Below are 25,276 nucleotides of genomic sequence, written 5' to 3' on the forward strand. Positions count from 1 at the left end.
CGGGGTCGGGTGGGTGGCGCGCAACCTTGATGCGCCCGAGGGAATCTGAAGGGAAGGCCGCAGGCCTGGACGAAGATGACGACGGGGACGTCCGGAGCGAAGGCTCCGGACCGCAATCGTGGGCGCGCGCCACCCACCCGACCCCGGCGGCGAGCGTCCTACGAAGCCCCAAGCACCAACGACGCCCTCGCCACCCATCACAAAAATCACATAAGTAGCCCTAAAGAACCACTTAAGTAAGCACCTCAAGAATCGCATCTCGAGCCTGATGCGACAGCTCCAGCCTCGTCGGCAAACTCCCGTCTGCATGCCTTGCCGGCAACACAGGCAAGAACACCACTTCGACAGACAGCCCCGTCGTTCCCATCACGCGCCAGAGATTTGCCACCAGGCTCTCTTCGCCGATGAACGCCGCGAATCCATCACGTTTGCCATCGCGCAAAAACCGCAACGCCACGGGTTGGATTTCTACTGCAGCGGAACGCGCCGGCTCGAACAGGCTTGCGTGGAAAGGAAGAAGATCGAAGCCTTCGCTCGTCGTGCCCTCCGGGAACAAGCCGACCGCGTCGCCCTGCTTGAAGCGCACCTGCATCGACTCTCCCATCGCGTGCACCGCGTGGCGTTGTCCGCGTTCGATGAACAGCGTGCCCGCCCCCGCCACCAGCCAGCCGATCACCGGCCAGCCGCGGATCTCGCTCTTGGCCACGAACGACGTCGCCCGCGCCGAGTTCAGCACGAAGATATCAATCCAGGAAACGTGGTTCGCCACCATCAGCACCGGCCCCGTCAGACGCGGCTCGCCCTTGAAGACGACCCGCAGCCCACAGGCCGCCATCAACGCCCGCGACCACGTACGGTTCAGCCATGCACGGGATGTTGGCCGCAGGAAAGGGTAGACCGCTCCTACGCAAAACAGGCCGAAAACAATCAAAGGCAGCACCAGTGCCAGCCGTAAGACAAAGCGCAGCAGCTTCAAACTGAAGTCTCCCAGGCCAGCCGGCCACCGACCACGGTGGCGCGTACCCGACCGGGCAGCATCATACCCGCGAACGGGGTGCTGACGCTGCGGCTTTGCAGCGCTGCCGGCATCACCAGCCATTCGGCGTCCAGGTCGGCCAGGCATAGGTCCGCCGGCGCGCCCACGCCCAACTGGCCCGCCTGCGCGGCGTCCGGCGTCAGCCGGGCCAGCACGGCTCCCGGGCCCGATGTCACGCGGGCCAATGCATCAACCACGGGCTGGCGGCGGTCGCGCACCCATTTCAGCGTCAGCGACAGCAGCAACTCCAACGCCGTCGCGCCGGGCGCCGACGCCGGGAACGGCGCCGCCTTGCCCCGGGCATCAACCGGCGTATGGTCCGAGCACAACGCGTCGACCAGCCCGTCGGCCAGCGCCGCGTGGATGGCGTCGCGGTCGCGCTGGCCGCGCAGCGGCGGCGATAGATGGAAATTCGTATCGAAAAAGCCGATATCGACGTCGGTCAGGTGCAGGTTGTGGGCGGACACGTCGGCGGTCACGGGCAGCCCTTCCCGCTTGGCCGCCCGCAGCAGCGCAAGCCCCGCCGCGGTGGACAGGCGGGTCAGATGCACGCGGGCGCCGGTCGCGCGCTGAAGTTCGAAAATCGTCTGCATCGCCACGGTCTCGGCTTCCGGCGGCAGGCCTTCCAGCCCCAGACGTTCGGCGTAGGCGCCACTGGCAGCGACCGCGCCGCGCGCAAGCCACGGATCTTGCGGGCGCAGCCACAAGGTGTGGCCAGACCCGCTGGCGTAGCGCATCGCGCCCCACAGCACCCGCGTGTCGGCAACGCCTTGCTCGCCCTGCGAAAAAGCGATGCAGCCCGCCCGGGCCAGCAGGCCCATTTCCGCAAGCGTTTCACCTGCCAACCCTACGGTCATCGCGCCCAGCGGATGGATGCGAGCCTGCCCGGCGTCGGCCTGGCGCATCAGCGCGTCGACCTTGCCCGGCTCATCCAGCGCGGCGTCGGGCTCCGGCGGCAGCACCAGGCGCGTCACGCCGCCGGCCAGCGCCGCGCGCAGCTCCGCAGGCGCGAAGGCGGCGCCCGTGGCCACGCCGCCTGCCCCGGCGGGCTGCAAGACCCGGGCCGATAGATCGACCAGGCCCGGCAGCACGGCCAGGCCGTCGGCATCCAGCACGCGGTCGGCTTGAAAGCCGTCCGGCGCCGCCCCAACGGCCACCACGCGGCCATCGGCCGTGTAAATGTCATGCCGCCCGTCCACGCCGTTGGCGGGGTCGATCAGGCGGCCGTTTGCAATGTGCAGCCTCATGGCGCGTCTCCCGTCAGTACGTGGAGGGTGGCCACGCGCAAGCACTGAAGCTGCCCGGCCAAGTGCGCCTCGATGGGCGGCAGGCTGGCGGCCACGTCGCCATCCACTTCCACGCCAGGGGTCAACGCGCCGGCCGGCAGCAGCAGCGCATCGCGCTTGGCGGCGGCCAGCGCGGCGGGCGTCAGCCCGTAAATCTGGGCGTATTCCCGTGCGGACGGCAGCAGCGCGCCGCTGATCCGTTCGACGTCCAGGGGCAGGACGATGATCACATCGGCATCCTGCAAACCTTCTTGCAGCGTCGCGCACGCGCGCACGCCCAGTTGCGGCAGGTTGTCCGGCAATAGGGTGCGCGGCGCGACGGCGCGCACTTCGGGCACCCCCAGGGTGGTCATGACGTGGATCACCGAGCGCGCCACCGGCGAATGGCGGATATCGCCCAGCAGCGTCACGGCCAGATGGGTCAGGTCTTGCTTGATGTCGCGCATCGCTTGCACCAGCGCCAGCGCCGGCAGCGGGTCCGCATGCCAGCCATCGCCGGCACTGACGACACGCAGGCCCGGCGCGGCATGCGCGGCCGCGCAATGGGCCGCGCCGCTTGCCGCATGGCGCAGCACCAGCACGCCCGGCGCCAGGCCAGCCACCGTCCGGGCCAGTGCGTCGCCCGCCTGGGCATCCGCCCCCGGCGCGTCCAGGACGACAGGCAGCAGGGACAGGCGCGCGGCCGCCTCGGCGTAGGCGTCGCGGCACGCGGGGTCGTCGGGCAGGGATAGAAAAACGGGAAGCGGCGCGGCGGCCGGGGCCGCGTTCTCGGCCAGCATGCACGCCGCGTCGAGCAGGCGCTCGACATGGCGCCGTGGCAACCCTTCCGTTGTCAGCAGATGAATGAGTTCGCCGCGGCGATCAAGTTGCGGATTGAGCATAGGCAGGCCGGGCCGCGTGCTTCAGGACGCAGGCAGGGTGTCGAGGTATCGTTGCAGGATAACAGCCGCGGCCATCGCGTCGTCGGCCGCGTGCGTGCCCAGCAGGCGCTGGGCCTCCATGCTGGAGCCGCGTTCGTCGACCAGTTCGACGGCGATGCCGAAGCGGCCGTGCAGTTGGTTGGCGAAGCGCCGGCAACGCGCCGTGGCCGGCTGCTCACCGCCATCGGCGTCCAGCGCCAGCCCCACGATCACGCGGTGGGGCTGCCATTCTTGCAGCAGCGCCGCGATGCGGCCGAAACGCGCGTCGCGGATTTCGCTGAAGATGATTTCCAGCGGACGCGCCTGGCGCGTCAGCGTGTTGCCGATGGCGATGCCGATCTTCTTTTCGCCGAAGTCAAAACCAAGCAGGGTCTCTTCAGGCATGGCCCGCGTCGCCCGCCAGCATGACCGGATCGATGCCCAGCAGCTTCAATGCGGCCGGATAGCGGTCTTCGGGAGGCACATCGAAAATGATGTGGTCGTCGGCGCCCACGCTGAGCCAGGCATTCTGGCCCATTTCGCTTTCCAGTTGCCCGGCGCCCCAGCCGGCATACCCCAGCGTGACCAGCATGCGGGCGGGCCCGTTGCCGTCGGCCACGGCTTGCAGCACGTCGCGGGAAGTCGTCAGCGCCATCGCGCCCATCTTGATGCTGGAGCTGTAGTCGCCCGCAGGTGCGTGCAGCACAAAGCCGCGGTCGGTCTGCACCGGGCCGCCGAAGAACACCAGCGTGTCCTTGATGGGGCCGATTTCAAGCGTCAGCTCGATGCGTTCGAACAGCGTGCCCAGCGTCAGGTCGGTGGGCCGGTTGATGACCAGGCCCAGCGCGCCGCGCTCGGTGTGTTCGCATACGTATATGACAGAACCGGCCAAGCTGCCCTCGACCATGCCCGGCATGGCGATCAGGAACTGATTGGCAAAGTTGGCCGCCTGCGTCGAGGCGGCTTCGTGGTGTTTTTCCGTCATGGCAACCCCTTCATGGGTAGTCTGAAAGAACCGAGGACGGGGCGCGCGCCATGCGCGGCCCTGCTTGCCTGGTGGCAGACCGTCCTGCGGTTACGAGGGATGGGGGCTTGCCCCATCGTACGAGCCCTGGCGGAATAGGTCAGCGGATCGGGTTCAGATTTCCATCAATTCAAAGTCCTCTTTGCGGGCGCCGCATTCGGGACAGACCCAGTTCGGCGGCACGTCTTCCCAGCGGGTGCCAGGAGCAATGCCCTCGTCGGGCAGGCCGGCTTCTTCGTCATAGACCCAGCCACAAATCAGACACATCCAAGTACGCATAGTTCTCTCTTACATCAATTCCCGGCCTTCATCCCCGTGGCGGGGCAAAGGTGGGGGGCTTCCATTAGAATGGGGACAATCTTACCGAAACCCAATAGGGGTTCCCCTGATTCACCTCAAAATGAGTCCGGGCACCCTCACTCAAGCGCTGTCCACGTGGCCCCCGTTACTCCCCCTCTCGTTTTGGTCTTCGGCCCGCTCGATCCCTCGGGATCCGACGGCTTGCCCGCGGACGCCGTCACCTGCGCCCGTCTGGGCTGTCACGGCCTGGCGGCCATTACCGCGCTGACCGTGCAGGACACTGCCGGCATCGAAGAAATCCATCCTGTTTCGCCCGACATGCTGGACGATCAGGCCCGTTGCCTGCTGGAAGACATGTCCGTGCAGGCGATCAAGGTGGGCGGACTATACACCGCTGAAACGGCAAGCGTGGCCGCCCAGGTCGCCGCCGACTACAGCCAGGTTCCGCTGGTGCTGCACCTGGGCCAGCGCGCGCCCTTGCCGGTGGACGCCGCCGACGAGGACGACGCCGACGACCTGTTGGCCGCCACCCTGGAACTGGTGCTGCCACAGACCGACCTGCTGGTCATCGAACACCTGCGCCTGGCCCAGTGGCATGCCGATGGCGACATCGATATCGGGGACGCACCGACGCCCATGCACGCCCTGGTGGCGGCCGGGGCGGAATGGGTGCTGGTGCTGGGTAGCCCCCAACGCCCCGGCCATTACGCCAACGTGCTGCTGGGTCCCAGCGGCCAGACGCATACCTGGCCGTGGCAGGCGCCCCCGGACCGCAACGGCGACGCCGGCGGCCTGGCCGCCACTGCCATCACCGCCATGCTGGCGCGCGGGTTGGAAATGCCCGAAGCCGTGCGCCAGGGCCTGGCGCATGCCGACGCCTCGGTGGCCGCCAGCTTCCTGCCGGGCATGGGCCGGCGCATCCCCAACCGGATCCAACCGCAATGAAACCGCTGCGTTTTCCCGCCGGCCTGTATGGCGTCACCCCTGAATGGGACGATACCGATCGCCTGATGCAGGCCGTGCGCAAAGCCGCCGAGGGCGGCATGCGGTCGCTGCAGTTGCGCCGCAAGAACGTGCCCGACGCGGTGCGTGCCGAGCAGGCCCGCGCGCTGGCGCCGCTATGCCGCGAACTGGGCGTCGTGTTCCTGATCAATGACGACTGGCGTCTGGCGCTGGACGTCGGCGCCGACGGCGCCCACGTCGGCCGCGAAGACGAAAGCCTGGCGCGCATCCGCGCCGAAGCCGGCCCCGACCTGATCCTGGGCGGCTCCAGCTACGACGACCTGGCCCGCGCCCGCGAACTGCTGGATGCCGGCGCCGACTACATCGCCTTCGGTGCGATGTTCGCCTCGACCGTCAAGCCGGACACCGTGCGCGCGCCCCTGTCGGTGCTGACCGAAGCCCGCCGCCTGGTCGAAGAGCGCGACGCGCCTCGGCCCGCCGTGGTCGCCATCGGCGGCATCACGCCCGACAACGCCCTGCTGGTGGCCCAGGCGGGCGCCGACGCCGTGGCCGTCATCACCGCACTTTTCGAAGCGCCCAGCATCCGGGCCGCCGCCGCGGCCTGCTCCGCGCCCTTTATCGTCAACCCCAACCGCAAGCCTTGAACGCCATGTCCCGTAACGAACAGCTTTTCGAACGCGCCTGCCGCAGCATCCCCGGCGGCGTCAACTCGCCCGTGCGCGCTTTCCGCTCCGTCGGCGGCACGCCGCGGTTCATCAAGCGCGCGCAAGGCCCGTACGTATGGGACGCGGACGACAAGCAGTACATCGATTACGTGGGCTCCTGGGGCCCCGCCATCCTGGGCCATTCGCACCCTGAAGTGGTGCGCGCGGTGCAGGAAGCCGCGGTCAACGGCCTGTCGTTCGGCGCGCCCACCGAAGCCGAAATCGAACTGGCCGAAGTGCTGATTTCGCGCCTGCCCTCGCTGGAGCAAGTGCGCCTGGTCAGTTCCGGCACCGAAGCCACCATGACGGCGATCCGCCTGGCGCGCGGCGCCACCGGCCGCGCCAAGATCGTGAAGTTCGAAGGCTGCTATCACGGCCATTCGGACAGCCTGCTGGTCAAGGCCGGTTCCGGCCTGCTGACCTTCGGCAACCCCAGTTCGGCCGGCGTGCCGCCGGAATTCGTGTCGCACACGCTGACGCTCGAATTCAACAACCTGGACGCCGTGCGCCAGGCCTTCGCCCAGCATGGCGACGACATCGCCTGCATCATCGTCGAGCCGGTAGCCGGCAACATGAACCTGATCAAGCCGACGGCGGGCTTCCTGGAAGGCCTGCGCGAGGTCTGCACGCAACACGGCGCGCTGCTGATTTTCGACGAAGTGATGACCGGTTTCCGCGTCGGCCCCCAGGGCGTGCAGGGCCTGACCGGCGTCAAGCCCGACATCACCACGCTGGCCAAGGTCATCGGTGGCGGCATGCCGGTGGGCGCCTTCGGCGGCAGCGCCGAGATCATGAAACACATCGCCCCGCTGGGCGGCGTGTATCAGGCCGGCACGCTGTCGGGCAACCCGGTGGCGGTTGCCGCCGGCTTGGCCACGTTGCGCCTGATCGCGGCACCCGGCTTCTACGACAAGCTGTCGGCCCAGACCGCAAAGCTGGCCCAAGGGCTGCAAGAACGCGCGCGCGCCGCCGGGCTGGCCTTCTCGGCCGATTCCGTGGGCGGCATGTTCGGCATCTACTTCCGCGACCAGGTCCCGACCTCGTTCGCGGAAGTCTCCACGTGCGACACCGCGGCGTTCAATCGCTTCTTCCACGCCATGCTGGACCACGGCGTGCACTTCGCGCCGTCCGCGTTCGAAGCAGGCTTCGTCTCGGCCACGCACGATGACGCCGTGATCACGTCCACGCTGGATATTGCCGAAAAGGTCTTCGCCGCGATGTAAGCGGCGGGCGCGCCGGCTTATAGGGGCCCCCTGAGCCGACGCCCGGCCGGCACATGGCGGCTCAGGGCGCTTTGTAGCGCTCGTACAGGGCGGTCACGTCCCTGACATAGGCTTGGGTTTCCGCATAGGGCGGCACGGCGTCGTACTTGCGCACCGCCCCCTCCCCCGCGTTGTAGGCGGCCAGCGCCAGGTCCAGACGGCCCGGGTACTGGTCGATCAGCCGGCGCAGGTGGCGCGACCCTGCCCGCACGTTCGTCGCCGGATCCACCAGCGCGCGCTCGATATCGTCCACCGACAGCACCGAAGCCGCCGTTGCCGGCATCAGCTGCATCAGGCCCAGCGCCCCCTTGGGCGACCGCGCGTCGCTGCGGAACCCCGATTCGATGGCGATAACGGCCGTCAGCAAGGCCCCATCCACCCCCGAGTCCTGCGCCGCACGAGCGATCAGCCCGTCGTGGGCGGTGGACGGCTTGGCGTCGCCCCAGCGCAAGGCCCGCGAGGTCGGCGCAAGCGCGCTCAACCGCGCGCCGTCACCGGCCCGAGGCGGACAGTCCAGGCAGGCCTTGATGCCATTGCCCCGCCACGCCGTACGGGCCTGCGCCCGCTTGTAATACTTGGCATAGCCCGTGGGCACCTTCATGGCGCGCCAGACGCCGAACGGATCTTTGTAGCGGTAGACCTCGCTGGCCTGGGCGGGGCGGGCGGGCGCCAGCGCCAGCGCACCCGCCACCAAGGCCATCATCGCCGCCATGCCTGCGCCCCGCGCCGCGAAGGCGCGCAAGGCAGGCAAGAGGGGAAAGGGATGTTGGCGCATGGGGCGGGGCGGAGGCGGCGTCCGAAGACGGGTTGGCGAGCCCCTATGCTGCGGCGATGAACCGCGTTTGTCGCTCGGCCCTTCGCCCTAGTCCGGCGCCAACACTCGATTTCCCTATGTAAAACAGGGCCGAAACTACGGCATACGTCGGACGATTACTATAGAATATGTCGCAATATTTCGTTTATTTACCAAATGAATGAACCTGGCAGCCGACGAGCACCAGGCAGGAGAGGCTGAGATGGACGCAGAAAACACGCTCCAGCTGGTGCTGGACGCCAATACCAACGTCCTGACGGCCATCTATACGCCGCCGCCCCGCCCCGCCGTGGCGCCCGCGGAGGATGATGGCGCCCCCGCCGCCGAGGCTATCGAGGCCCCCGGTGCGGCCGACACGGCCAGCGACCAGGCCGCCCTTGAACCGGAGGCCAACGCGGAAGTCACCGCCGAGGTCGCCCCTGTCGTCAACCTGGACCTGCCCAGCTGGGACACGCTTGCCGCCACCGTCGTCGCGCAAGGCTGGAGCGCCGACGCGCTGGACAACCACGCCGTGCTGGCCTTCATCGACCGGTGCCGCAGTGCCGTCGAGCCCGTGCAATTCCCCGTGGGGCAGGTGGTGGACGGCTCATTCGAGCTGGAACTCGACCCCACCCGCATGACCGCGCTGCTGACCCTGCACCCGCCCAAAGGCGGCCAGCCCGTGACCCTGGACGCGCTGTCCCACGCCGTCGCCGACCGCGGCATCGTGCATGGCGTGCTGCCACAGGCCATGGCCGATGCCATCGAACAGGGCCGCGCCGCCACCGTGGTGATCGCTCAAGGCACGCCCCCCACGCGCGGCACGCCGACGCGCTTTGAAAGCCTGCTGGACCGCCTGAAGCCGCGCGCGCAGGAAATCGACGAACTGGCCCAGGTGGACTACCGCGACCTGGGCAGCCTGCTGCTGGTGTCGCCCGGCACGCCGCTGATGCGCCGGGTGCCTCCGCTGCCTGGCGTGGACGGCACCAACGTGCTGGGCGAACCCGTCCTGCCGGACGAAATGCCCGATACGCCCTTTTCCAAGGACATCTCGGGCGTGGAAGTCGACCCCGAAGATCCGCTGCTGCTGCGCGCCACCATCGCCGGCACGCCCAAGCTGATCAGCCAGGGCGTGCAGGTGAACCCGATGGTGGAAGTCGACGCCGTCAACCTGTCCACGGGCAACATCACGTTTGAAGGGTCGCTGCAAGTGCGCGGCGACATCGCCGCCACCATGGAAGTCCGCGTGACGGGCGACGTGGTCGTCAACGGCACCATCGAGGCCGCGCTGGTGGAAGCCGGCGGCAGCGTGACCGTCAAAGGCGGCATCATCGGCATGGCCGAAGCCTTGCAGGACGCGGCCGCCACCGCCCGCACCGCCCACATCGTCTGTGGCGGCGCGCTGAAAGCAAAGTTCATCGAGAACGCGATCATCAGCGCGGGGCAGGACGTGGAAGTGGAACGCGAGATCCGGCAGAGCAGCATCGCCGCTGGCGGCAGCGTGCTGGTTGGCCCGCCCAACACGCAGCAAAGCGCCATCACCGGCGGACAGACCCGCGCCTTGAACGCCGTGCGCGCCGGCACCATCGGTTCGCCGTCGGGCATTCCGACGATGGTGCAGGCCGGGCTGGACCCGCATGCCGACATCAAGCGTTCCGCGCTGACGCGCAAGCGCCTGAAAATGAACGAGGAAAAAGCCAAACTGGAACAACTGCTGATGTTCCTGAAGGCCAACCCTCAGCGCGCCCCCGGCGACGTGGTGGAACGTGCTCGCAACACCCACGGCAAGCTCAGCGGCGACCTGCTGGCGCTGGACGCGGAAGAAGCGCAACTGGTTCGCGACCTGCAGCCGCTGCACACCGCCGTCATCACGGCGACGCGGCGCTTTTGCAGCGGCGCGAAGATTCAGTTGGGCAACAAGATGCAGGAATTCCTGGAAGACCAGGTCGGCGGCAAAGCCGGGCTGGAAGAAGGCGAAATCGTCATCCGCTGACCGTGCCGCCGGCAACGCCGGTCAGGGCGCCAGTTCCTTGAACCAGACCCGTGGCGAAATGCCGCGGTCGGGTCCCAGGATGGAGAATCCGCCGTCCACCGGAATATCCACACCCGTCATCCACGACGCCGCATCCGAACACGCGAAGCAAACCGCGGCGGCGATTTCGCTGCCCGACCCCACACGGCCCAGCGGATGGAAATGCGCCCCCACCGCGTCGGCCGCCTCTCGCGAGCCGCCCGACAACTGTTCAACTGAAGGCGACCACGTCCAGGCCGGCGACACCGCCAGCACGCGCACGCCGGCCGGCGCCAGTTCCACCGCGAAATTCTTGGTGATCTGCAGTAGCGCCGCTTTGGATGCCGGATACAGGGCGCGCCCGGCCGCGCCGAACTTGCCGCCCGTGCTGCCCAGGTTCACGACCACGCCGCCGCGCGGCAAGTGCGGCGCCGCCAATTGCGTGAAGATCGCGGCCGACACCAGATTCGTATCGAGCGTGCTGTGCCATTCCGCGCGCGAAGACGCCAGCCCCCGGTCCGCGTACTGGCAAGCGTTGTTGACCAGCACATCCAGCCGGCCAAAGCGCGCCAGCGCGGCATCAATGCAACGCTGGATCTGGCTGTCTTCGCCGATGTCGGTCTCGCAGAACAACGCCCGGCCCTCCAGTTCCTGCTGAAGCGCCAAGCCCGCCTGCGCATTACGCCCGACCAGCACCACATTGACGCCCGCCGCGGCCAGGCCGCGCGCGATATCGGCGCCCAGGCCCTGCGTGCTGCCGGTCACGATGGCCGTCTTGCCGGCCAAGCCGGGAAAACCTGAAAAGTCCATGGATAGTCCTTGATCAATGCGGCGCGGCGGCCCAGCGCACAGCCTCCGCCACCGAGCCGGTTTGCGCAATCAAGCGCATGCTGGCCAGCGACGCCCGGTGCACGGCTTCGTCCGCCGACGCGCAAGCATCTTCGGCCACCATCACCTCGAAGCCGATGTCGGCGGCATGCCGCACCGTGCCCTCCACGACGGAATGCGTGGCCACGCCGGCCACGACCAACCGGCGCGCGCCAATCACGCGCAGCGTTTCTTCAAGCGGCGTGCCATAGAACGCGCTGATGCGGGTGTGCTTCACGACGAATTCACGCGGGCTGCCGGCCAGCGGCTGCAGGCCCTCGTAGAACGCGCTGCCCCACTGGCCTTCAGGCACCGCCCCAATCGTCGCCACATTGCGGAAGATCGCGCAGTTGGGCAGCAGGTCGGCGTAATCGGGCCGGAAGGCAATGCGCACGTGCACGATAGGCAGCGCCCGCGCCCTCGCGCCGTCCAGCAGGGCGGCGGCGTTGTCCAGCAGGCGCTGGCGCGCGCCGCTGTCGGCGTCCAACCCGACACGGATCTTGCCGTCGGGATGCAACACGTCGTTCTGGTAGTGCAGCGCCAGCACTGCGGCATCCGATTCCATCACACGAACACCTCGAACACGTCGTGCGCGTCGTCGCAGTTGACCAGGTCCACGCGCTTCATGCGGAGTCGCCAGCTGTCGCCCTCGGCAGCCAGCTTATGGGTGTACCGGCCCGCCAGCTGGCGCGGCTGACGCTTGCGCCATTCGGTCATCTGAAACGCGGAATGCACCACCAGGTTGCCGCCTGCGTCCACGCCTTCGACCTGCACGCCGCCCACCAACCGCACGCTGCGCGTAGGCGGCTGCTGCGACCAGTTGCGGGGATGCTCCAGCCGGCGGATGCGCACGTCGCGCAACATGCGGTCTTCCCAGAACAGCGAAATATGGTCGTATGGGCTTTGCTGGCCCGGCACGCGCGGCATCCAGTACATGCCGTCCGGCGTCCACAGCGATTGCCAGTCGTCATAGCGCCGTTCATCCAGCAGCCGCGCCTCGCGGTACAGGAACTGGGCGATGCGGTGATAGGCGTCCGCCGGCACGTCGGCTGGCGACAAACCGGTGGTGGCAACGTCGAAATCCAGGTCTAGCAGCATGGGCCTTCTCCCGTGGCGGGCGCGTTCGACGCCGCGCCGGCTTCCATGTAGGTCTTCCAGGCGCGGAACTGGTTGCGCATGGGCAATTCGCTAGTGCCATTGACGGACACCATGCCGTCGGCGTCGCTGCGATCGCTGCCGTGGTAGCGATGCATGCTGACCCATTCGCCGCCGCGCGTGGCGTTGCCTTCCTGGCAGCGGTTATAGAGTTCGATATCGTCCGGCATCACGTTGGACGACGGCGAATTGATGACGTTGGCATACAGCATGGCGCGCTTGAACACGCCGTCCGGAGCGCCCTTGCAGCGAAAGGTCTGGATTTCGATCAAGGTCCGGTCCACGGCGATCGGGCGGATCACGCGGAACTGCTGGAACACGGTATGCGGCGAGCCGCTGCCGTAGATCACCGTGTTGTGGCGGTTCATGCCCAGGATCTCGCGGGCGCGTTCCTCGCCGTAGGCGGCCGTCAGCGTCTCGAAGTGCGCGCGCGACACCGGATCGCGCTCGGCGGCGCCGGGGTTGAAGATGCCTTCCATGTAGCCATGACCGTTGTCGTAGGCGCGCAATTCCAGCTTTTCCCAGAATTCGTAGGGTTCGCCGTTGCCGTCCATGATGTGCAGCTCCAGCGGCATTTCGCCCATCTCCTTGGCCTCGTCACGGGCCGCGGCGTAGGACGATTCATGGGTCACGCGAGCATGCATCGTGTCGTGCAGGTTCTCGTAGAACACCTTCCAGTTTGACCGCTGCATCACGCGGAAGATGCCGCCTGCGACCTCGACCTCGCCCACCGGCGAACGGTCGCACAGGTTGTCGATGGACGACCGCACGCCGCCCAGGAAATCCGTCAGCGCCGGCCCTGCCTTGGCCTGGCTGGCGAACACGAACCCGCGATAGCTTTCCACGCGCGCCAGCCGGCGCATCGAAAACGACGCGTCCGCCGGATCATAGGACGTGCCTTCCAGGCCTTGCTTGAGCGGCACGCCCAGGTGGCTGCCGTCCAGCTTGAAGGTCCAGGCGTGGTAGGGGCAACGGAAGAACTTGCCCACGCAGCCCTCGCCGTCGGCCACGATCTTCGCGCCCTTGTGCGGGCAGCGGTTGTACAGCACGTGCACATTGCCGTCGGTGGCGCGCACCATCAGCACGTCCTGGTCGCCCAGCCGGGTGGTGTGGTAGTCGCCCGTCTTGGGCACCTGGCTTTCGTGGCCCACGTAGATCCAGGCCTGGCCGTAGATGCGCTGCATCTCCAGGTCGAAGATGGCGGGGTCGGTGTAGACGCCGCGGTGCACGCTGTCGCCGCGCACCATCGCGGCCAGTTGTTCTTGCGAGTAAGACATGTCGCCCTCCTACTTGTGCTCGCTGTCTTTCCAACGCGCCATCAGCGTGTTGGACGGCAGGGTCTCATCCAGCAGTTTCGCGGCGGTTTCACGGCCCGCGACGGGCAGGCCCTTGGGGTCCAGCAGGCCCACCTGCACCAGCACGCTGGCCTGGTCCCAGTAGATGTGCTCGTGATAGAGCTTGTCGCCGCGGAACTTCACGATGGCGATCAGCGGAATTTCCACCTTCCGGCCGGTCGGCGCCACGCCGGGCAGCAGCCAGTCGATCTCGGTCGTGTGCGTGAAGCAGAACAGCAGTTCGTCCACGATCTGCGTGGCGCCCACGGTGCGCGACAGCGGGATGAGGCGCGTGTCGGGCGGATTGCTGTTGACGAAATGGTGCTGATAGAAGCGCGACAGCTCTTTGTGGCCCACGCCGCCCGTCATCGTCGGGATATGGTTTACATAGGGTTCGGCGACCATCGTGGCCATGGTGGCCGCCACGTCGCGCGTGCCGAATTCATATTCACAGTGTTTGTCCCACAAGGCCGAATAATCGAACTCTGGGCCAATGGCGCGCTGCAGGGCCGCCATGCTGCGCTGGTGCGCCATCAGGGCGGACGGCTTGTCGTAGTGGTCGCCGCCAGTGCGTGCGAACGCGTGATCCATGCCGGGATACACATAGAGTTCCACGCCCGGCTTGCCGCCCAGCGCCTCCAGGATGCGCTGGCGCGCCGCGGGCGGACAGAAGCCATCCTGCTCGGCGATGTGCAGCACCAGCCGTCCCCGCAACGCGGACGCCTCTTCCAGGCAGTCTTCGATGCCCACCCCGTAGTAGCCCACGGCCACGTCCACATCGGTACGGCAGGCGGCCAGATAAGCCAGCTTGCCCCCCAGGCAATAGCCCAGCACGCCCACGCCGCCCTGCTGCTCGGGCAACTTGCGCAGCTCGGCGATCGTGGACGCGATGTCTTTCACGCCCAGCTCGACATTGAAGCCCTGGTAGAGCTCGAACGCGCGTGGCATGTCGGCCGGGCCGTCGGTCAGCTGAATGCCGGGCTGCTGCCGCCAGAACAGGTCGGGCACCAGCACCACATAGCCTTCTTCGGCCAGCAACTGCGCCGCGCGGCGCATGAAATCGTTGACGCCGAAGATCTCCTGGCACAGCACCAGGCCGGGGCCGTGGCCCGCGGCCGGCACGGCCAGGTAGGCGCTAAAGGACTTGCCATCGTGCGAGGCAATCGTGAGCTCGCGCGTCGTGATGTTCAGGGTCATGCGGTTCTCCTTGAATGCGTGATGCGTATCGCGTGAAACGGGCCGCCCTACTTCATCTGGCACGAAGCGGCGAAGGGGTCCTGGTACTGCGTCAGCACCGTGCCCGTCAGCTTGTTGGCCAGCTTGCCGTCCGCGCCCGCCTCGATGACGCGCAGGTAGTAGTTCTGGATCGGATACTGGTTGCGGTTGAATTTGAAATCGCCCCGCACCGACTTGAAGTCCGCGCGCCGCAAGGCCGGACGCAACGCGTCCGCCTCCAGTTTGCCGCCCGTCTGGCGCACGGCGCTATCCAGCAGCATGGCCGCGTCATAGCCCTGCGAGGCGTACAGCGTCGGGCTGCGGTTGTAGGTCTTTTTGAAGTCTTCGACGAACTTGCGGTTGGCCGGGTTGTCCAGGTCGGCGGCCCACTGCGAGGTATTGCGCAGCCCCTGGATGGGCGCCCCCACCGCCGCGATCGTGTCCTCGTCGCCCGAGAAGCCGGGCGCCAGCAACGCGATGTCTTTCGACAGGCCCGCGCCGTTGAACTGCTTGATGAAGTTCACCCCCATGCCGCCGGGCAGGAAGAAGAACACCGCGTCGGGCTTGCTGGCGCGCAACCGCGTGATCTCGACCCCATAGTCCAACTGGCCAAGCTGGGTGTAGATCTCTTCGGACAGGCCGCCCTTGTACAGGCGCTTGAATCCGTTAAGCGACTCGCGGCCGCCGGGATAGTCGGGCGCGATCAACGCCACGCTTTTATAGCCCTGGTCGGCGGCGTACTTGCCCATGGCGGCGGGGATGTCTTCGTTTTGCCACGCCACCGCGAAGAAATTCGGATTACAGCCCGCGCCGGCGTAGTTTTCCGGCCCGGTGTTGGTGCTGAGATAGATCGTGCCCGACTGCAAGATCGCCGGCATCACCGGCAGCAACACGTTCGAAAACACGATGCCCGTCATGATGTCCACGCGGTCGCGCTTGAGCAGACGCTCCACGGCCTGACGGCCCGTGTCCGCCTTTTGCTGATCGTCGGCCACCACCACTTCCGCCGGCAGTCCGCCCAGCTTGCCGCCCGTATGCTGCAACGCCAGATTGAAACCGTCCCGGATCTCGTTGCCCAGCGCCGAACCCGGTCCGGACAGCGTCGTCAGCAAGCCCACCTTGACCTTGTCGGCCGCCGAGGCCCCCGCTGCGGCTGCCATGCAGACCAGCGCCGCCAGCGCGCGCCGGCTCCAGAGATTTCGATTCATGAGCCACCCCGTTTCCACCGCCAGCCACGCTGGCGGAAAGCTGACAGAACCCGTCTGTCGTCGGTTCATGCGTGCTGCCGATCCTTGCCGCCTCCCAGCGTATGCCGACAGGCCGCCCCGCTCTATCCGAATATGGTCAGTTTTATCCGGGATTCACTTAATTCCCAACCCGGGACGATTAAATTACTCTGGCCACAGATACGGGAGCGTTCCCGTCCCGGAGGCACCCATGCACGGCTGGTCCCGACTCACGCTTGCGCCCTTGCTGAAACGGCGCGTGTTCAGCTCCACCCAGCAAGACGAGACCCGCACGCTCGTGTCCGAAACGCTGAAGGAACACCGACTGACCTGGAAAGGCGGGCGCGTGGATGCCGAACTGAATCGGGGCCGGTTCGGTTCACTGACCTTCTGTACGTTGCGCTACGGCGCCGAAGTCCACATCGAACCCGACCGCCTGAAAGACTTCATGCTGGTGCAGGTGCCGCTGCGCGGCCGTGCCTGCATTGAATGCGGCGATGAACGCGTCGACGCCAACCCCGATTGCGCCGCCGTCATCGCTCCCAACCGCCCGCTGCGGCTGCACTGGGAAAGCGGCTGCGAGCAACTGCTGCTGAAGATTCCCCGCGACAAGCTGGAAACCATTGGCCAACGCGCTTTCGGCGACGCCGCGGTCCGTCCGCTGGACTTCAGCCCCGCGCTACGCCTGGACACGCCCATCGGCGCGGTGTGGCGCAGCATGATGAGCGCCCTGATCCACCTCTTGCCCACGCTGGATGACGGCGCTCCGCGCCCTCCCGCGGCCTGGCTTGCCCACATGGAAGACAGCCTGATCCTGCACCTGCTGTATAACCAGCCCAACACCTGGCAGTCGCAGGCCGGTCCGGCCCCGTCCATCCCCCGCCGCCTGACGCTGGCCGAAACCTACATGCGCGACCACCTGTCCGCCCCCCTCACCCTGACCGACATCGCCCGCCACGCCGGCGCCAGCGCCACCGCCCTGACGCGTCTGTTCCAGGAACACCGCGACACGACCCCCATGAACGCGCTACGGGCGCTGCGGCTGGACACGGCCAGGCAAAAGCTGAAGGCAGGCCAGGCCGCCAGCGTGACCGAAGTCGCGCTGGCCGTGGGCTTTGGGCATTTGGGGAGGTTTTCGGAGTACTACCGGGAACGCTTCGGCGAACTACCGAGAGAAACGCGGCGCGCGTAAGGCGCCGGAAAATCAGGCGGCGGGCACCACCGCCGTCACTTCAATTTCCACCTTCGCCCGGTCCTCCACCAGATCGGCCACTTCCACCGCCGTCATCGCCGGGAAATGCCGGCCGATGAACTCCCGGTAGTGTTTGCCGATAGCCGGATAGGCCGCCACGTATTCGTCCTTGTCGGTGACATACCACGTCATCCGGACAATATGCTCGGGCTTCGCGCCGCCCTCGGCCAGGATCGCCACGATGTTCGACAGCGTCTGGCGAACCTGGTCCGCCAAATCATCCGACTCGAACTGCTGCTGGCCATTCCACCCTACCTGCCCGCCAACGAACACGAGCTTGCTGCCCACCGTCATTTCGGTCAGCACGCCATTCGAATAGCCCCGGGGCGCCATCCAATCCGGCGGTTGCAGAATCTTCATAACGTCTCATCCTATTTTTAAGAAAACAAACTACAGGGTGGCCCGCGCCGCTTACGCCGCGCCAGCCAGATAATCGTGCATGCGTTCCCGCAGGTCCGCAGGCATCGGCATCGACTTCATCGTCCGCAGATCCACGGTCACGATCGTCAGCGTCGCCGACAACCGCAATTGGCCATCGGGCCCTTCGAACCGCACCAGCGCCTTGAACGACGCTCCGCCGATGCGCTGCACTTCCAGCGTCTGGCGCAAGCGCTCGTGCCAGCGGCTGGGCGCGCTGAAGTCGCACGTCACCGACGCCATCGGCGTACCGATGTGGCGCTCGACGTGCAGGGCGTGGAACGGCAGCCCCATCCCCTTGTCGAACCATTCCTCGACAAAGTCGTTGATCATTTCGAAATAGCGCGGGTAGAAGACAATGCCCGCCGGGTCGCAATGACGGAAGCGGACTTCTACCTGGCTGGTGAAAGGAGCGGCCATGGTGATTTCCCGGTTACCTGTTCAAGCCATCTTGCGCAGCGCGAAACGTTGCAGCTTGCCCGTCTCGGTACGGGGCAACGCCGCCACGAATTCGATCGCGCGCGGGTATTTGTAGGGCGCGATGCTGGCCTTCACGAAAGTCTGCATCGCCGCCACGAGTTCATCGCTGGGCGTGTACCCCGGCTTGAGAACGACGAACGCCTTGACCAATTGGCCGCGTTCGTCGCATGGGGCGCCGACCACGCCGCATTCGGCCACGGCTTCGTGGCGCAGCAGCGCGTCTTCGACTTCCGGGCCGGCGATGTTGTAGCCGGCGGACACGATCATGTCGTCGTTGCGCGCCTGGTAGAACAGATAGCCTTCATCGTCCTGCATGAAGGTGTCGCCCGGCAGGTTCCAGCCCTGCTGCACGAAGCGTCGCTGGCGTTCGTCGGCCAGATAGCGGCAGCCCGTCGGCCCCTTGACGGCCAGACGGCCCACCGTGCCGTTGGGCACCGGCTTCATGTCGTCGTCCACCACCTGCGCCACATAACCCGGAACCACCTTGCCGATGGCGCCGCGCTTGACCGACTCCGGCGGGCTGGACACGAACACGTGGATCATTTCCGTGCCGCCGATGCCATCGATCATCTCGATGCCGCTGGCCTGCTTCCACAGTTGGCGGGTGGCGTCCGGCAAGGCCTCGCCGGCCGACACGCTCTTCTTCAGCGACGACAGGTCGAACTTGCCGACCAATGCCGCCATCTGGCGGTAGAACGTGGGCGCGGTGAAAACGATGGTCGCGCGGAAGTCCTGGATCAATTCCAGCAGGCTTTCGGGCGTCAGCTTTTCGGCCAGCACCGTGCTGGCGCCCACGCGCAGCGGGAAGCACAGCAAGCCGCCCAGGCCGAACGTGAATGCCAGCGGCGGCGTGCCGCAGAAAATGTCGTCCGGCCCCGGCTTGATGACGTGCTTGGGGAACAGGTCGCACATCGCCAGCACATCGCGGTGAAAGTGCATGCAGCCCTTGGGCGCCCCCGTGGTGCCGCTGGTGAACGCAATCAGGCACACGTCGTCGGCCGCCGTGTCGCAAGCCGTGTAGTCGTCCGGCTTGGCCGCGGCCAATGCGTCCAGCGCGTCCGGCGCGGCGTCATTGAAATACAAAATCTGCGACAGGCCGGCGCAATGGTGTTCGTGGCCGGGCTGCGCGCAAAACTGGGCTTCGTCCTTCAGGCGGGCGTCACACAGCACCGCCTGGATCTCTGCCTTCTCGATGATCTGCTTTAGCTCTTTGGCGCGCAGCAGCGGCATCGTGGGCACCGTCACCAGGCCCGCCTTGATCGCCGCCAGCCAGGCGGCGGCCATCATCGGATTGTTCGGCCCGCGCAGCAGCAGGCGGTTGCCGGCAACCAGCTTCATGTCTTCGGTCAGCACGCGCGCGATGCGGTTGGTCAGCGCAGCCAGCTCCCGGTAAGTCATCGCGGCGGGTTTGCCGTCCTGGCGCCAGCGCAGCGCGACGCGCTCGCCGAAGCCGCGGCCAACCATGGCGTCGACCAGCTCGACGGCGCAATTGAACCGCTTTGGATAGGCCACGTCGGGGCCGTCCAGCAGGAACTCGGGCCATTGGTCGCCCGGGGGCAGATTGTCCCGGGCGAAAGTGTCGATGTGGGCGGAGCTTTCCATAAAATTCCCCTTGCTATGCGGTGCGGTGTGGTTGGCGTTGCGGAATGGCCAGGGCTCGATGGCCCTTTACGCCTTCAGCAATTCACGGGCGATGATCAACTTCTGCACTTCGGTGGCGCCTTCGTAGATACGCAGCGCTCTGATTTCCCTGTAAAGCTTCTCCACCGGCATCCCCGACACCACCCCCGCGCCCCCGAACATCTGGAGAGCACGGTCGATCACGGTCTGCGCCGATTCCGTGGCCGTCATCTTGGCCATCGCCGCTTCACGCGTGGTGCGCAGCTTTTGCACGTCGCGCATCCACGCGGCGCGATACGTCAGCAGCGCCGAGGCGTCGATGGCGGTCGCCATGTCGCCCAGCGCGGCTTGCGTCAGTTGCAGATCGGCCAGCGTCTGGCCGAACATGCGGCGCGACTTGGCGCGCGCCAGGCCTTCGTCCAGCGCCCGGCGGGCAAAGCCCAGCGCGGCCGCCGCCACCGATGCGCGGAAGATGTCCAGCGTCATCATGGCCAGCTTGAACCCCTGGCCCGCATCGCCCAGCCGATGCGACACCGGCACGCGGCAGTTGTCGAACGTGATCGTGGCCAGCGGATGCGGCGCGATCAATTCAATGCGCTCGCTGACCGCGAAGCCTGCGGCGTCCGCATCCACCACGAAGGCGCTGATACCGCGCGCGCCCGGCGCCTCGCCGGTGCGGGCGAAGACGACGTAGAAATCGGCGATGCCGCCGTTGGAGATCCAGGTCTTCGCGCCGTTCAGCACATAGTGGTCGCCGTCCAGCCTGGCCTCGCACGACAACGCCGCCACGTCCGAGCCGGCGTCCGGTTCGGACAGCGCGAAGGCGGCGATCGCGTCGCCGCTTGCCACGCGCGGCAGGTAGCGCTGACGCAATGCGTCCGATCCCATCAGCGAAATGGCGCCGCTGCCCAGGCCCTGCATCGCGAATGCGAAATCGGCCAGGCCCTCATGGCGGGCAAACGTTTCGCGCAGGATGCAGACGGCGCGGGAATCGACTTCCGGCAATGCGCCGCCCCACGCGCCGCCCGGGCCGCCCGCGACCGCGTAGCGCAACCAACCGGCCTGGCCCATGGCCTTGACCAGCTTCTTGCAGGCCGCATCGGCGTCGTGATGGTCGACGTCGCCCAACGAGGCTTCGCACCAGGCATCGACTTCGTGCGCCAGCTTGCGGTGCGCGTCGTCGAAAAAGGGCCAGTCCAGCCAGCTTGCGTCACGCATCATCAGTTCCCCTCGAAGACCGGCTTTTGCTTGGCCACGAAGGCCTCGTAGGCGCGATGGAAATCGCGGGTCTGCATGCAGATGGCCTGGGCCTCGGCTTCGGCCTCGATGGCCTCGTCCACGCCCATGTTCCATTCCTGGTGCAGCAGTTTCTTGGTGACGCCGTGCGCGAACGTGGGGCCAGCGGCCAATTGCGCGGCCAGCGTCTGGGCAGCCTCGCCCAGCTTGGCCGAATCGTGCAGGGCATTGAAAAAGCCCCAGCTGGCGCCCTCGTCCGCCGTCATGGCGCGGCCGGTATACAGCAGTTCGGATGCACGGCCCTGGCCGATCATGCGCGGCAACAGCGTGCAGGCGCCCATGTCGGCGCCGGCCAGGCCCACCCGCGTGAACAGGAACGCCGTGCGCGCGGCCGGGGTGCCCAGGCGCATGTCGGCGGCCAGCGCCACCATCGCACCGGCGCCGGCGCAAACGCCGTCCACCGCGGCCACGATGGGCTGCGGGCAAGCGCGCATGGCCTTGACCAGGTCGCCCGTCATGCGAGTGAAGTCCAGCAGTTCAGGCATGGTCATCTTGGTCAGGGGCCCGATGATCTCGTGCACGTCCCCGCCCGAGCAGAAGTTGCCGCCCGCGCCCGTCACCACCACGACCTTGACGTCGGTGGCGTACACCAGCGAACGGAACAGGTCGCGCAGTTCGGCGTAGGAATCGAACGTCAACGGGTTCTTGCGTTCCGGCCGGTTCAAGGTGACCGTGCCGATCTTGCCGTCGGCCGACACCTGCCACAGGAACGTCCTGGCCTGGTAGCCGGCCAGCGGACGCTTGTGGTGCTTCATGGTGTGCTCTTCGGACTGGGTGCTCATGGTGTCTCCGTTCGTTATCCTGGGTTGATGGGACGTCCCGGCCTCAGCCGGTCATCACTTCGCCGCCGTCCACGGCGATGGCCTGGCCATTGATGGACGCGGAAGCCGGCAACGCCAGCCAGGCGACCGTCTCGGCCACTTCCTCGGGCTGCACCAGGCGGCCCTGCGGGTTGCGCTCGGCCAGCTTGGCCCGGGCGGCTTCCGGCGTCATGCCGGTCTTGTCCACGATGTTGCTGACCGCGCCGCGCACGATGTCGGTTTCGGTATAGCCCGGGCACACCGCATTCACGGTCACGCCCTTTTGCGCGGTTTCCAGCGCCAGCGACCGGGTCAGGCCGATCACGCCGTGCTTGGCGGCGCAATAGGCGCTGACGTAGCCGTAGCCGATCAGGCCAGCCGTGCTGGCCACGTTGATCACCCGCCCCCATTTTTCCTGCAGCATGCCCGGCAACGCGGCCTGGATGCAGTGGAACGTGCCGGTCAGGTTGACGGCAAGCATCTGCTGCCACAGCGCGGTATCGGTGCGGTCAAAACGCTGGCTGACCGCCTGCCCGGCGTTGTTCACCAGCACCAGCACCGGGCCGAACGTCACCTCGGCTTGCGCGAACGCCGCGCGCACCGACGCTTCGTCGGCAATGTCCGCGCTGACCGTCTGCACCTGGCCCAGGCTGGCCAGGCTGTCGGCGGCGGCGTCCAGCGAGGGGCCGTCGCGGCCCAGCAGCGTGACGCGCGCGCCGCGCGCCAGCAGCGCTCGCGCGCTGGCCAGGCCGATGCCGCGGGCGCCGCCCGTCACCAGCGCGTGGCGTCCGGCGAGGGGTTGCGGGGTTGTCGTCATTTGATATCCAGTTGCGCCATCGCGGCGGCGCGTTCAAAGTTGGTTTCCAGCTGGCGCTTGCCGGCAAAGTACTGGCTGGGCCACGCCACGTCGGTGTAGCCGACCCGCGCCGCTTCGCGCAACGTCCAGGAGGCGTCGGCCAGATGGGGACGCGCCAGGGCGCACAGGTCGGCACGGCCGGATGCGATGATGCCGTTGGCGTGGTCGGCCTCGAAGATGGCGCCCACCGCGATGGTGGGAATGCCGGCTTCGTTGCGCACGCGGTCGGCGAACGGGGTTTGGAACATGCGGCCGTAGACGGGCTTTTCTTCCTTGCTGACCTGGCCCGACGAACAATCGATCATGTCGGCGCCGGCGGCCTTGAAGTGGCGGGCGATCTCGACCGCGTCGTCGGCGGTAATGCCGCCTTCGACCCAGTCGCTGGCGGAAATTCGCACCGACATGGGCTTGTCTTGCGGCCAGACGGCGCGCACGGCATGGAAGACTTCCAGCGGGAAGCGCAGGCGGTTTTCCAGGCTGCCGCCGTATTCGTCTTCACGGTGGTTGGTCAGCGGCGAAATGAAGCTGGACAGCAGGTAGCCGTGCGCGCAGTGCAGTTCCAGCCAGTCGAAACCGGCTTCCGCTGCACGGCGGGCGGCGGCGATGAAGTTGTCGCGCACCTGGTCCATGTCGGCGCGCGTCATGGCGCGCGGCGTCTGCGACACGCCGTCGATGTAGGGCAAGGCCGACGCCGACAGCAGCGGCCAGTTGCCTTCGGCCAGCGGGTGGTCGATCTTCTGCCAGCCAAGCTGGGTCGAGCCCTTGCGGCCGGCATGGCCCAGCTGCACGCCGATGCGGGCATCGCTGTTGCCGTGCACGAAACTCACGATGCGGGCAAAGGCCTGCGTCTGCTCGTCGTTCCACAGTCCCGGGCAGCCCGGGGTGATGCGGCCGTCGGGCGACACGCAGGTCATTTCAACCATGACCAACCCTGCCCCGCCCATGGCGCGCGCGCCCAGGTGAACCAGATGGAAGTCGCCCGGCACGCCGTCCTGGCAGGAATACATGGCCATCGGCGACACCAGAATGCGGTTCTTCAGGCGCACGCCGCGCACCTGGTAGGGCGTCAGCATCGGAATGGCCGGACGCTTGCCCGGCGCCGCCTGCGCACCGGCGCGTTCCGCGATCCAGCGTTCAAAGCCTTCCAGCCAGGCGGGATCGCGCAGGCGCAGGTTCTCGTGCGAGATACGCTGTGAACGGGTCAGCAGCGAATAAGCGAATTGCTCGGGTTCCAGTTCTGCGTAGCGTTCGACGTTCTCGAACCATTCGGTGGAGTTGCGGGCCGCGTTCTGGATCTTCAGCACTTCCACGCTGCGCACTTCTTCGTAGTGCTGCAAGCCGTGTTCCACGCTGCCCTCGGCGCCGCTCAGGCAGCGCGCCAGTTCAATGGAGTCCTCCAGCGCCAATTTGGTGCCAGAGCCGATGGAGAAGTGGGCGGTATGGGCGGCGTCGCCCATCAGCACGACGGGCACGCGGCGCTGGCCGCGGGCGGTTTCCAGCGTGTTCCAGTGGACCCAGGTGTTGCAGATGACGCGCGGGAAGCGGATCCAGATGGCCGAACCGCGCAGGTGCGAGGCGTTGCTGATCAACGCATTGCCATCAAGCCAGGGCGCGAACAGCTTTTCGCAATAGGCGATGCCCTCTTCCTGGCTCATCTGTTCGATGCCGGCGGCCTGCCAGGTCTCTTCAGGCGTTTCCACGATGAAGGTGGACATGCCATCTTCGTAGCGGTAGGCGTGGGCCTGAAACCAGCCGTGCTCGGTCTGCACGAAGGCGAAGGTGAAGGCGTCGAACACTTTCTTGGTGCCGAGCCAGACAAAGCGGCAACGACGCTGGTCGATGTCGGGGTGGAAGGTGTCGGCGTAGCGGGTGCGGATCTGGCTGTTGATGCCGTCGGAGGCGATGACGAGGTCGGCGTCGTATTCGCGGGCAATGGCCTGGTCGTCCTGGACGAAGTTCTCGAACACCAGCTTGACGCCGACGTCTTCGCACCGCGCCTGCAGGATGTTCAGCAGTTTCTTGCGCCCGATGCCGATGAAGCCGTGGCCGCTGCTGCGAATGCTGCGGCCTTTGAAGTGGATGTCGATGTCGTCCCAATGGTTGAACGCGTCACCAATGGTCTGGGCGGAAACGGGGTCTGCTTCGCGCAGGTTCTGCATGGTGGCGTCAGAGAACACGACGCCCCAGCCGAACGTATCGTAGGGCCGGTTGCGTTCGATGACGGTGATCTCGTTCGCGGGGTTCTGCAATTTCATCAGCAGACCAAAATACAGGCCGGCGGGACCGCCGCCGATGCAGACTATTTTCATTGCCGTATATGCTCCGAGGTACGCGACAGTCGCTCGTTTATCTGGAGCGGGGCGCCGCGGATATTTAGGTCTGGATAGTTTAGGCTTGAAATATATACCTGAAGTGGGGGGATCGCAAATGGGGGAAAGCTAGTAGATCTTTGGGGAAATGGGGACAGGGTTGGGGAGGAC

General features: G+C 66.9%; 25 protein-coding genes. 5 read left to right on the forward strand and 20 right to left on the reverse strand.

The genetic code is table 11. The features are described from left to right. Positions 1-232 precede the first annotated feature (232 nt). The 6 genes from CQ050_RS29735 to CQ050_RS29760 all read right to left on the reverse strand — a co-directional run bounded on the left by CQ050_RS29735 (position 233) and on the right by CQ050_RS29760 (position 4,524). Entirely contained in the window at positions 233-976 is a 744-nt protein-coding gene (locus CQ050_RS29735; protein WP_105560431.1) for a 1-acyl-sn-glycerol-3-phosphate acyltransferase, read from the reverse strand. Next, on the reverse strand, positions 973-2,283 hold the full coding sequence (locus CQ050_RS29740) for a dihydroorotase (RefSeq protein ID WP_105560432.1): 1,311 nt from the start codon (positions 2,281-2,283) through the stop codon (positions 973-975). The genes CQ050_RS29735 and CQ050_RS29740 overlap by 4 nt, the downstream gene beginning before the upstream one ends. After that, the gene (locus tag CQ050_RS29745; protein WP_105560433.1) at positions 2,280-3,203 is read right to left on the reverse strand and encodes an aspartate carbamoyltransferase; all 924 of its coding nucleotides are present in this window, start codon (positions 3,201-3,203) and stop codon (positions 2,280-2,282) included. Before CQ050_RS29745 ends, CQ050_RS29740 begins: the two co-directional genes overlap by 4 nt. 21 nt (positions 3,204-3,224) lie before the next feature. Then, entirely contained in the window at positions 3,225-3,626 is a 402-nt protein-coding gene (gene ruvX / locus CQ050_RS29750; protein ID WP_105560434.1) for a Holliday junction resolvase RuvX, read from the reverse strand. After that, entirely contained in the window at positions 3,619-4,206 is a 588-nt protein-coding gene (locus CQ050_RS29755; RefSeq protein WP_105560435.1) for a YqgE/AlgH family protein, read from the reverse strand. Before CQ050_RS29755 ends, ruvX begins: the two co-directional genes overlap by 8 nt. Positions 4,207-4,359: 153 nt before the next feature. Then, a complete protein-coding gene (locus CQ050_RS29760) occupies positions 4,360-4,524 on the reverse strand; it encodes a rubredoxin (RefSeq protein WP_003814980.1) in 165 nt (54 codons plus the stop codon). Between the two features lie 156 nt (positions 4,525-4,680). Between CQ050_RS29760 and CQ050_RS29765 the strand changes: the two genes are divergently transcribed. Genes CQ050_RS29765 through hemL form a run of 3 tightly spaced genes read left to right on the forward strand, consistent with a single transcriptional unit; the run spans position 4,681 to position 7,435 of the window. Next, on the forward strand, positions 4,681-5,490 hold the full coding sequence (locus CQ050_RS29765) for a hydroxymethylpyrimidine/phosphomethylpyrimidine kinase (RefSeq protein ID WP_105560436.1): 810 nt from the start codon (positions 4,681-4,683) through the stop codon (positions 5,488-5,490). Beyond that, positions 5,487-6,152 carry a thiamine phosphate synthase gene (gene thiE, locus CQ050_RS29770; RefSeq protein WP_105560437.1) on the forward strand — a complete coding sequence of 222 codons (666 nt, stop codon included), beginning with the start codon at positions 5,487-5,489 and terminating at the stop codon, positions 6,150-6,152. Before CQ050_RS29765 ends, thiE begins: the two co-directional genes overlap by 4 nt. A gap of 5 nt (positions 6,153-6,157) precedes the next feature. After that, positions 6,158-7,435, forward strand: coding sequence for a glutamate-1-semialdehyde 2,1-aminomutase (hemL, locus tag CQ050_RS29775; protein ID WP_105560438.1), 1,278 nt, complete (start codon positions 6,158-6,160; stop codon positions 7,433-7,435). A gap of 61 nt (positions 7,436-7,496) precedes the next feature. Here the strand turns inward: hemL and CQ050_RS29780 are convergent, their stop codons facing one another. Beyond that, the gene (locus tag CQ050_RS29780; protein WP_105560439.1) at positions 7,497-8,249 is read right to left on the reverse strand and encodes a lytic transglycosylase domain-containing protein; all 753 of its coding nucleotides are present in this window, start codon (positions 8,247-8,249) and stop codon (positions 7,497-7,499) included. Positions 8,250-8,490: 241 nt separating this feature from the next. Here CQ050_RS29780 and CQ050_RS29785 point away from each other — a divergent pair, with 241 nt between their 5' ends. Beyond that, on the forward strand, positions 8,491-10,260 hold the full coding sequence (locus tag CQ050_RS29785) for a DUF342 domain-containing protein (RefSeq protein WP_105560440.1): 1,770 nt from the start codon (positions 8,491-8,493) through the stop codon (positions 10,258-10,260). A 21-nt stretch (positions 10,261-10,281) separates the two neighbouring features. On the opposite strand, the gene CQ050_RS29790 is transcribed toward CQ050_RS29785, so the two are convergent. Genes CQ050_RS29790 through CQ050_RS29815 form a run of 6 tightly spaced genes read right to left on the reverse strand, consistent with a single transcriptional unit; the run spans position 10,282 to position 16,057 of the window. Next, positions 10,282-11,088, reverse strand: coding sequence for an SDR family oxidoreductase (locus CQ050_RS29790; protein ID WP_105560441.1), 807 nt, complete (start codon positions 11,086-11,088; stop codon positions 10,282-10,284). A gap of 13 nt (positions 11,089-11,101) precedes the next feature. Beyond that, a complete protein-coding gene (locus tag CQ050_RS29795) occupies positions 11,102-11,710 on the reverse strand; it encodes a cysteine hydrolase family protein (RefSeq protein WP_105560442.1) in 609 nt (202 codons plus the stop codon). After that, on the reverse strand, positions 11,710-12,243 hold the full coding sequence (locus CQ050_RS29800; RefSeq protein ID WP_105560443.1) for an aromatic-ring-hydroxylating dioxygenase subunit beta: 534 nt from the start codon (positions 12,241-12,243) through the stop codon (positions 11,710-11,712). The genes CQ050_RS29795 and CQ050_RS29800 overlap by 1 nt, the downstream gene beginning before the upstream one ends. Further along, the gene (locus CQ050_RS29805; RefSeq protein WP_105560444.1) at positions 12,234-13,577 is read right to left on the reverse strand and encodes an aromatic ring-hydroxylating dioxygenase subunit alpha; all 1,344 of its coding nucleotides are present in this window, start codon (positions 13,575-13,577) and stop codon (positions 12,234-12,236) included. Before CQ050_RS29805 ends, CQ050_RS29800 begins: the two co-directional genes overlap by 10 nt. Positions 13,578-13,586: 9 nt before the next feature. After that, positions 13,587-14,831: a dienelactone hydrolase family protein gene (locus CQ050_RS29810; RefSeq protein ID WP_105560445.1), complete on the reverse strand. Its 1,245-nt coding sequence runs from the start codon at positions 14,829-14,831 to the stop codon at positions 13,587-13,589. 47 nt (positions 14,832-14,878) lie between these two features. Further along, positions 14,879-16,057: an ABC transporter substrate-binding protein gene (locus tag CQ050_RS29815; RefSeq protein ID WP_105560446.1), complete on the reverse strand. Its 1,179-nt coding sequence runs from the start codon at positions 16,055-16,057 to the stop codon at positions 14,879-14,881. Between the two features lie 229 nt (positions 16,058-16,286). On the opposite strand from CQ050_RS29815, the gene CQ050_RS29820 reads away from it, so the two are divergent. Then, entirely contained in the window at positions 16,287-17,267 is a 981-nt protein-coding gene (locus CQ050_RS29820; protein ID WP_105560447.1) for an AraC family transcriptional regulator, read from the forward strand. Between the two features lie 12 nt (positions 17,268-17,279). On the opposite strand, the gene CQ050_RS29825 is transcribed toward CQ050_RS29820, so the two are convergent. The 7 genes from CQ050_RS29825 to CQ050_RS29855 form a co-directional block, all read right to left on the reverse strand. Next, positions 17,280-17,687 carry a RidA family protein gene (locus tag CQ050_RS29825; RefSeq protein WP_105560448.1) on the reverse strand — a complete coding sequence of 136 codons (408 nt, stop codon included), beginning with the start codon at positions 17,685-17,687 and terminating at the stop codon, positions 17,280-17,282. A gap of 51 nt (positions 17,688-17,738) precedes the next feature. After that, on the reverse strand, positions 17,739-18,164 hold the full coding sequence (locus CQ050_RS29830) for a thioesterase family protein (protein ID WP_105560449.1): 426 nt from the start codon (positions 18,162-18,164) through the stop codon (positions 17,739-17,741). Between the two features lie 21 nt (positions 18,165-18,185). Beyond that, positions 18,186-19,826: an AMP-binding protein gene (locus CQ050_RS29835; protein WP_105560450.1), complete on the reverse strand. Its 1,641-nt coding sequence runs from the start codon at positions 19,824-19,826 to the stop codon at positions 18,186-18,188. Positions 19,827-19,892: 66 nt separating this feature from the next. After that, the gene (locus tag CQ050_RS29840) at positions 19,893-21,062 is read right to left on the reverse strand and encodes an acyl-CoA dehydrogenase family protein (protein ID WP_105560451.1); all 1,170 of its coding nucleotides are present in this window, start codon (positions 21,060-21,062) and stop codon (positions 19,893-19,895) included. A 2-nt stretch (positions 21,063-21,064) separates the two neighbouring features. Continuing rightward, positions 21,065-21,922 carry an enoyl-CoA hydratase family protein gene (locus CQ050_RS29845; RefSeq protein ID WP_105560452.1) on the reverse strand — a complete coding sequence of 286 codons (858 nt, stop codon included), beginning with the start codon at positions 21,920-21,922 and terminating at the stop codon, positions 21,065-21,067. A gap of 43 nt (positions 21,923-21,965) precedes the next feature. Then, entirely contained in the window at positions 21,966-22,757 is a 792-nt protein-coding gene (locus tag CQ050_RS29850) for an SDR family NAD(P)-dependent oxidoreductase (RefSeq protein WP_105560453.1), read from the reverse strand. Beyond that, a complete protein-coding gene (locus tag CQ050_RS29855) occupies positions 22,754-25,105 on the reverse strand; it encodes a bifunctional salicylyl-CoA 5-hydroxylase/oxidoreductase (protein WP_105560454.1) in 2,352 nt (783 codons plus the stop codon). The genes CQ050_RS29850 and CQ050_RS29855 overlap by 4 nt, the downstream gene beginning before the upstream one ends. Positions 25,106-25,276 lie beyond the last annotated feature (171 nt).

Origin of the sequence: Achromobacter sp. MYb9, from assembly GCF_002975275.1 — a bacterium.
Classification (GTDB): Bacteria; Pseudomonadota; Gammaproteobacteria; order Burkholderiales; family Burkholderiaceae_B; genus Achromobacter.

Coding starts and splice junctions, on each gene's coding strand:
- CQ050_RS29740 (WP_105560432.1), bottom strand. CDS start 2,283: ATGAGGCTGCACATTGCAAACGGCCGCCTGATCGACCCCGCCAACGGC.
- CQ050_RS29745 (WP_105560433.1), bottom strand. CDS start 3,203: ATGCTCAATCCGCAACTTGATCGCCGCGGCGAACTCATTCATCTGCTG.
- ruvX (WP_105560434.1), bottom strand. CDS start 3,626: ATGCCTGAAGAGACCCTGCTTGGTTTTGACTTCGGCGAAAAGAAGATC.
- CQ050_RS29755 (WP_105560435.1), bottom strand. CDS start 4,206: ATGACGGAAAAACACCACGAAGCCGCCTCGACGCAGGCGGCCAACTTT.
- CQ050_RS29760 (WP_003814980.1), bottom strand. CDS start 4,524: ATGCGTACTTGGATGTGTCTGATTTGTGGCTGGGTCTATGACGAAGAA.
- thiE (WP_105560437.1), top strand. CDS start 5,487: ATGAAACCGCTGCGTTTTCCCGCCGGCCTGTATGGCGTCACCCCTGAA.
- hemL (WP_105560438.1), top strand. CDS start 6,158: ATGTCCCGTAACGAACAGCTTTTCGAACGCGCCTGCCGCAGCATCCCC.
- CQ050_RS29780 (WP_105560439.1), bottom strand. CDS start 8,249: ATGCGCCAACATCCCTTTCCCCTCTTGCCTGCCTTGCGCGCCTTCGCG.
- CQ050_RS29785 (WP_105560440.1), top strand. CDS start 8,491: ATGGACGCAGAAAACACGCTCCAGCTGGTGCTGGACGCCAATACCAAC.
- CQ050_RS29790 (WP_105560441.1), bottom strand. CDS start 11,088: ATGGACTTTTCAGGTTTTCCCGGCTTGGCCGGCAAGACGGCCATCGTG.
- CQ050_RS29795 (WP_105560442.1), bottom strand. CDS start 11,710: ATGGAATCGGATGCCGCAGTGCTGGCGCTGCACTACCAGAACGACGTG.
- CQ050_RS29800 (WP_105560443.1), bottom strand. CDS start 12,243: ATGCTGCTAGACCTGGATTTCGACGTTGCCACCACCGGTTTGTCGCCA.
- CQ050_RS29805 (WP_105560444.1), bottom strand. CDS start 13,577: ATGTCTTACTCGCAAGAACAACTGGCCGCGATGGTGCGCGGCGACAGC.
- CQ050_RS29810 (WP_105560445.1), bottom strand. CDS start 14,831: ATGACCCTGAACATCACGACGCGCGAGCTCACGATTGCCTCGCACGAT.
- CQ050_RS29815 (WP_105560446.1), bottom strand. CDS start 16,057: ATGAATCGAAATCTCTGGAGCCGGCGCGCGCTGGCGGCGCTGGTCTGC.
- CQ050_RS29820 (WP_105560447.1), top strand. CDS start 16,287: ATGCACGGCTGGTCCCGACTCACGCTTGCGCCCTTGCTGAAACGGCGC.
- CQ050_RS29825 (WP_105560448.1), bottom strand. CDS start 17,687: ATGAAGATTCTGCAACCGCCGGATTGGATGGCGCCCCGGGGCTATTCG.
- CQ050_RS29830 (WP_105560449.1), bottom strand. CDS start 18,164: ATGGCCGCTCCTTTCACCAGCCAGGTAGAAGTCCGCTTCCGTCATTGC.
- CQ050_RS29835 (WP_105560450.1), bottom strand. CDS start 19,826: ATGGAAAGCTCCGCCCACATCGACACTTTCGCCCGGGACAATCTGCCC.
- CQ050_RS29840 (WP_105560451.1), bottom strand. CDS start 21,062: ATGCGTGACGCAAGCTGGCTGGACTGGCCCTTTTTCGACGACGCGCAC.
- CQ050_RS29845 (WP_105560452.1), bottom strand. CDS start 21,922: ATGAGCACCCAGTCCGAAGAGCACACCATGAAGCACCACAAGCGTCCG.
- CQ050_RS29850 (WP_105560453.1), bottom strand. CDS start 22,757: ATGACGACAACCCCGCAACCCCTCGCCGGACGCCACGCGCTGGTGACG.
- CQ050_RS29855 (WP_105560454.1), bottom strand. CDS start 25,105: ATGAAAATAGTCTGCATCGGCGGCGGTCCCGCCGGCCTGTATTTTGGT.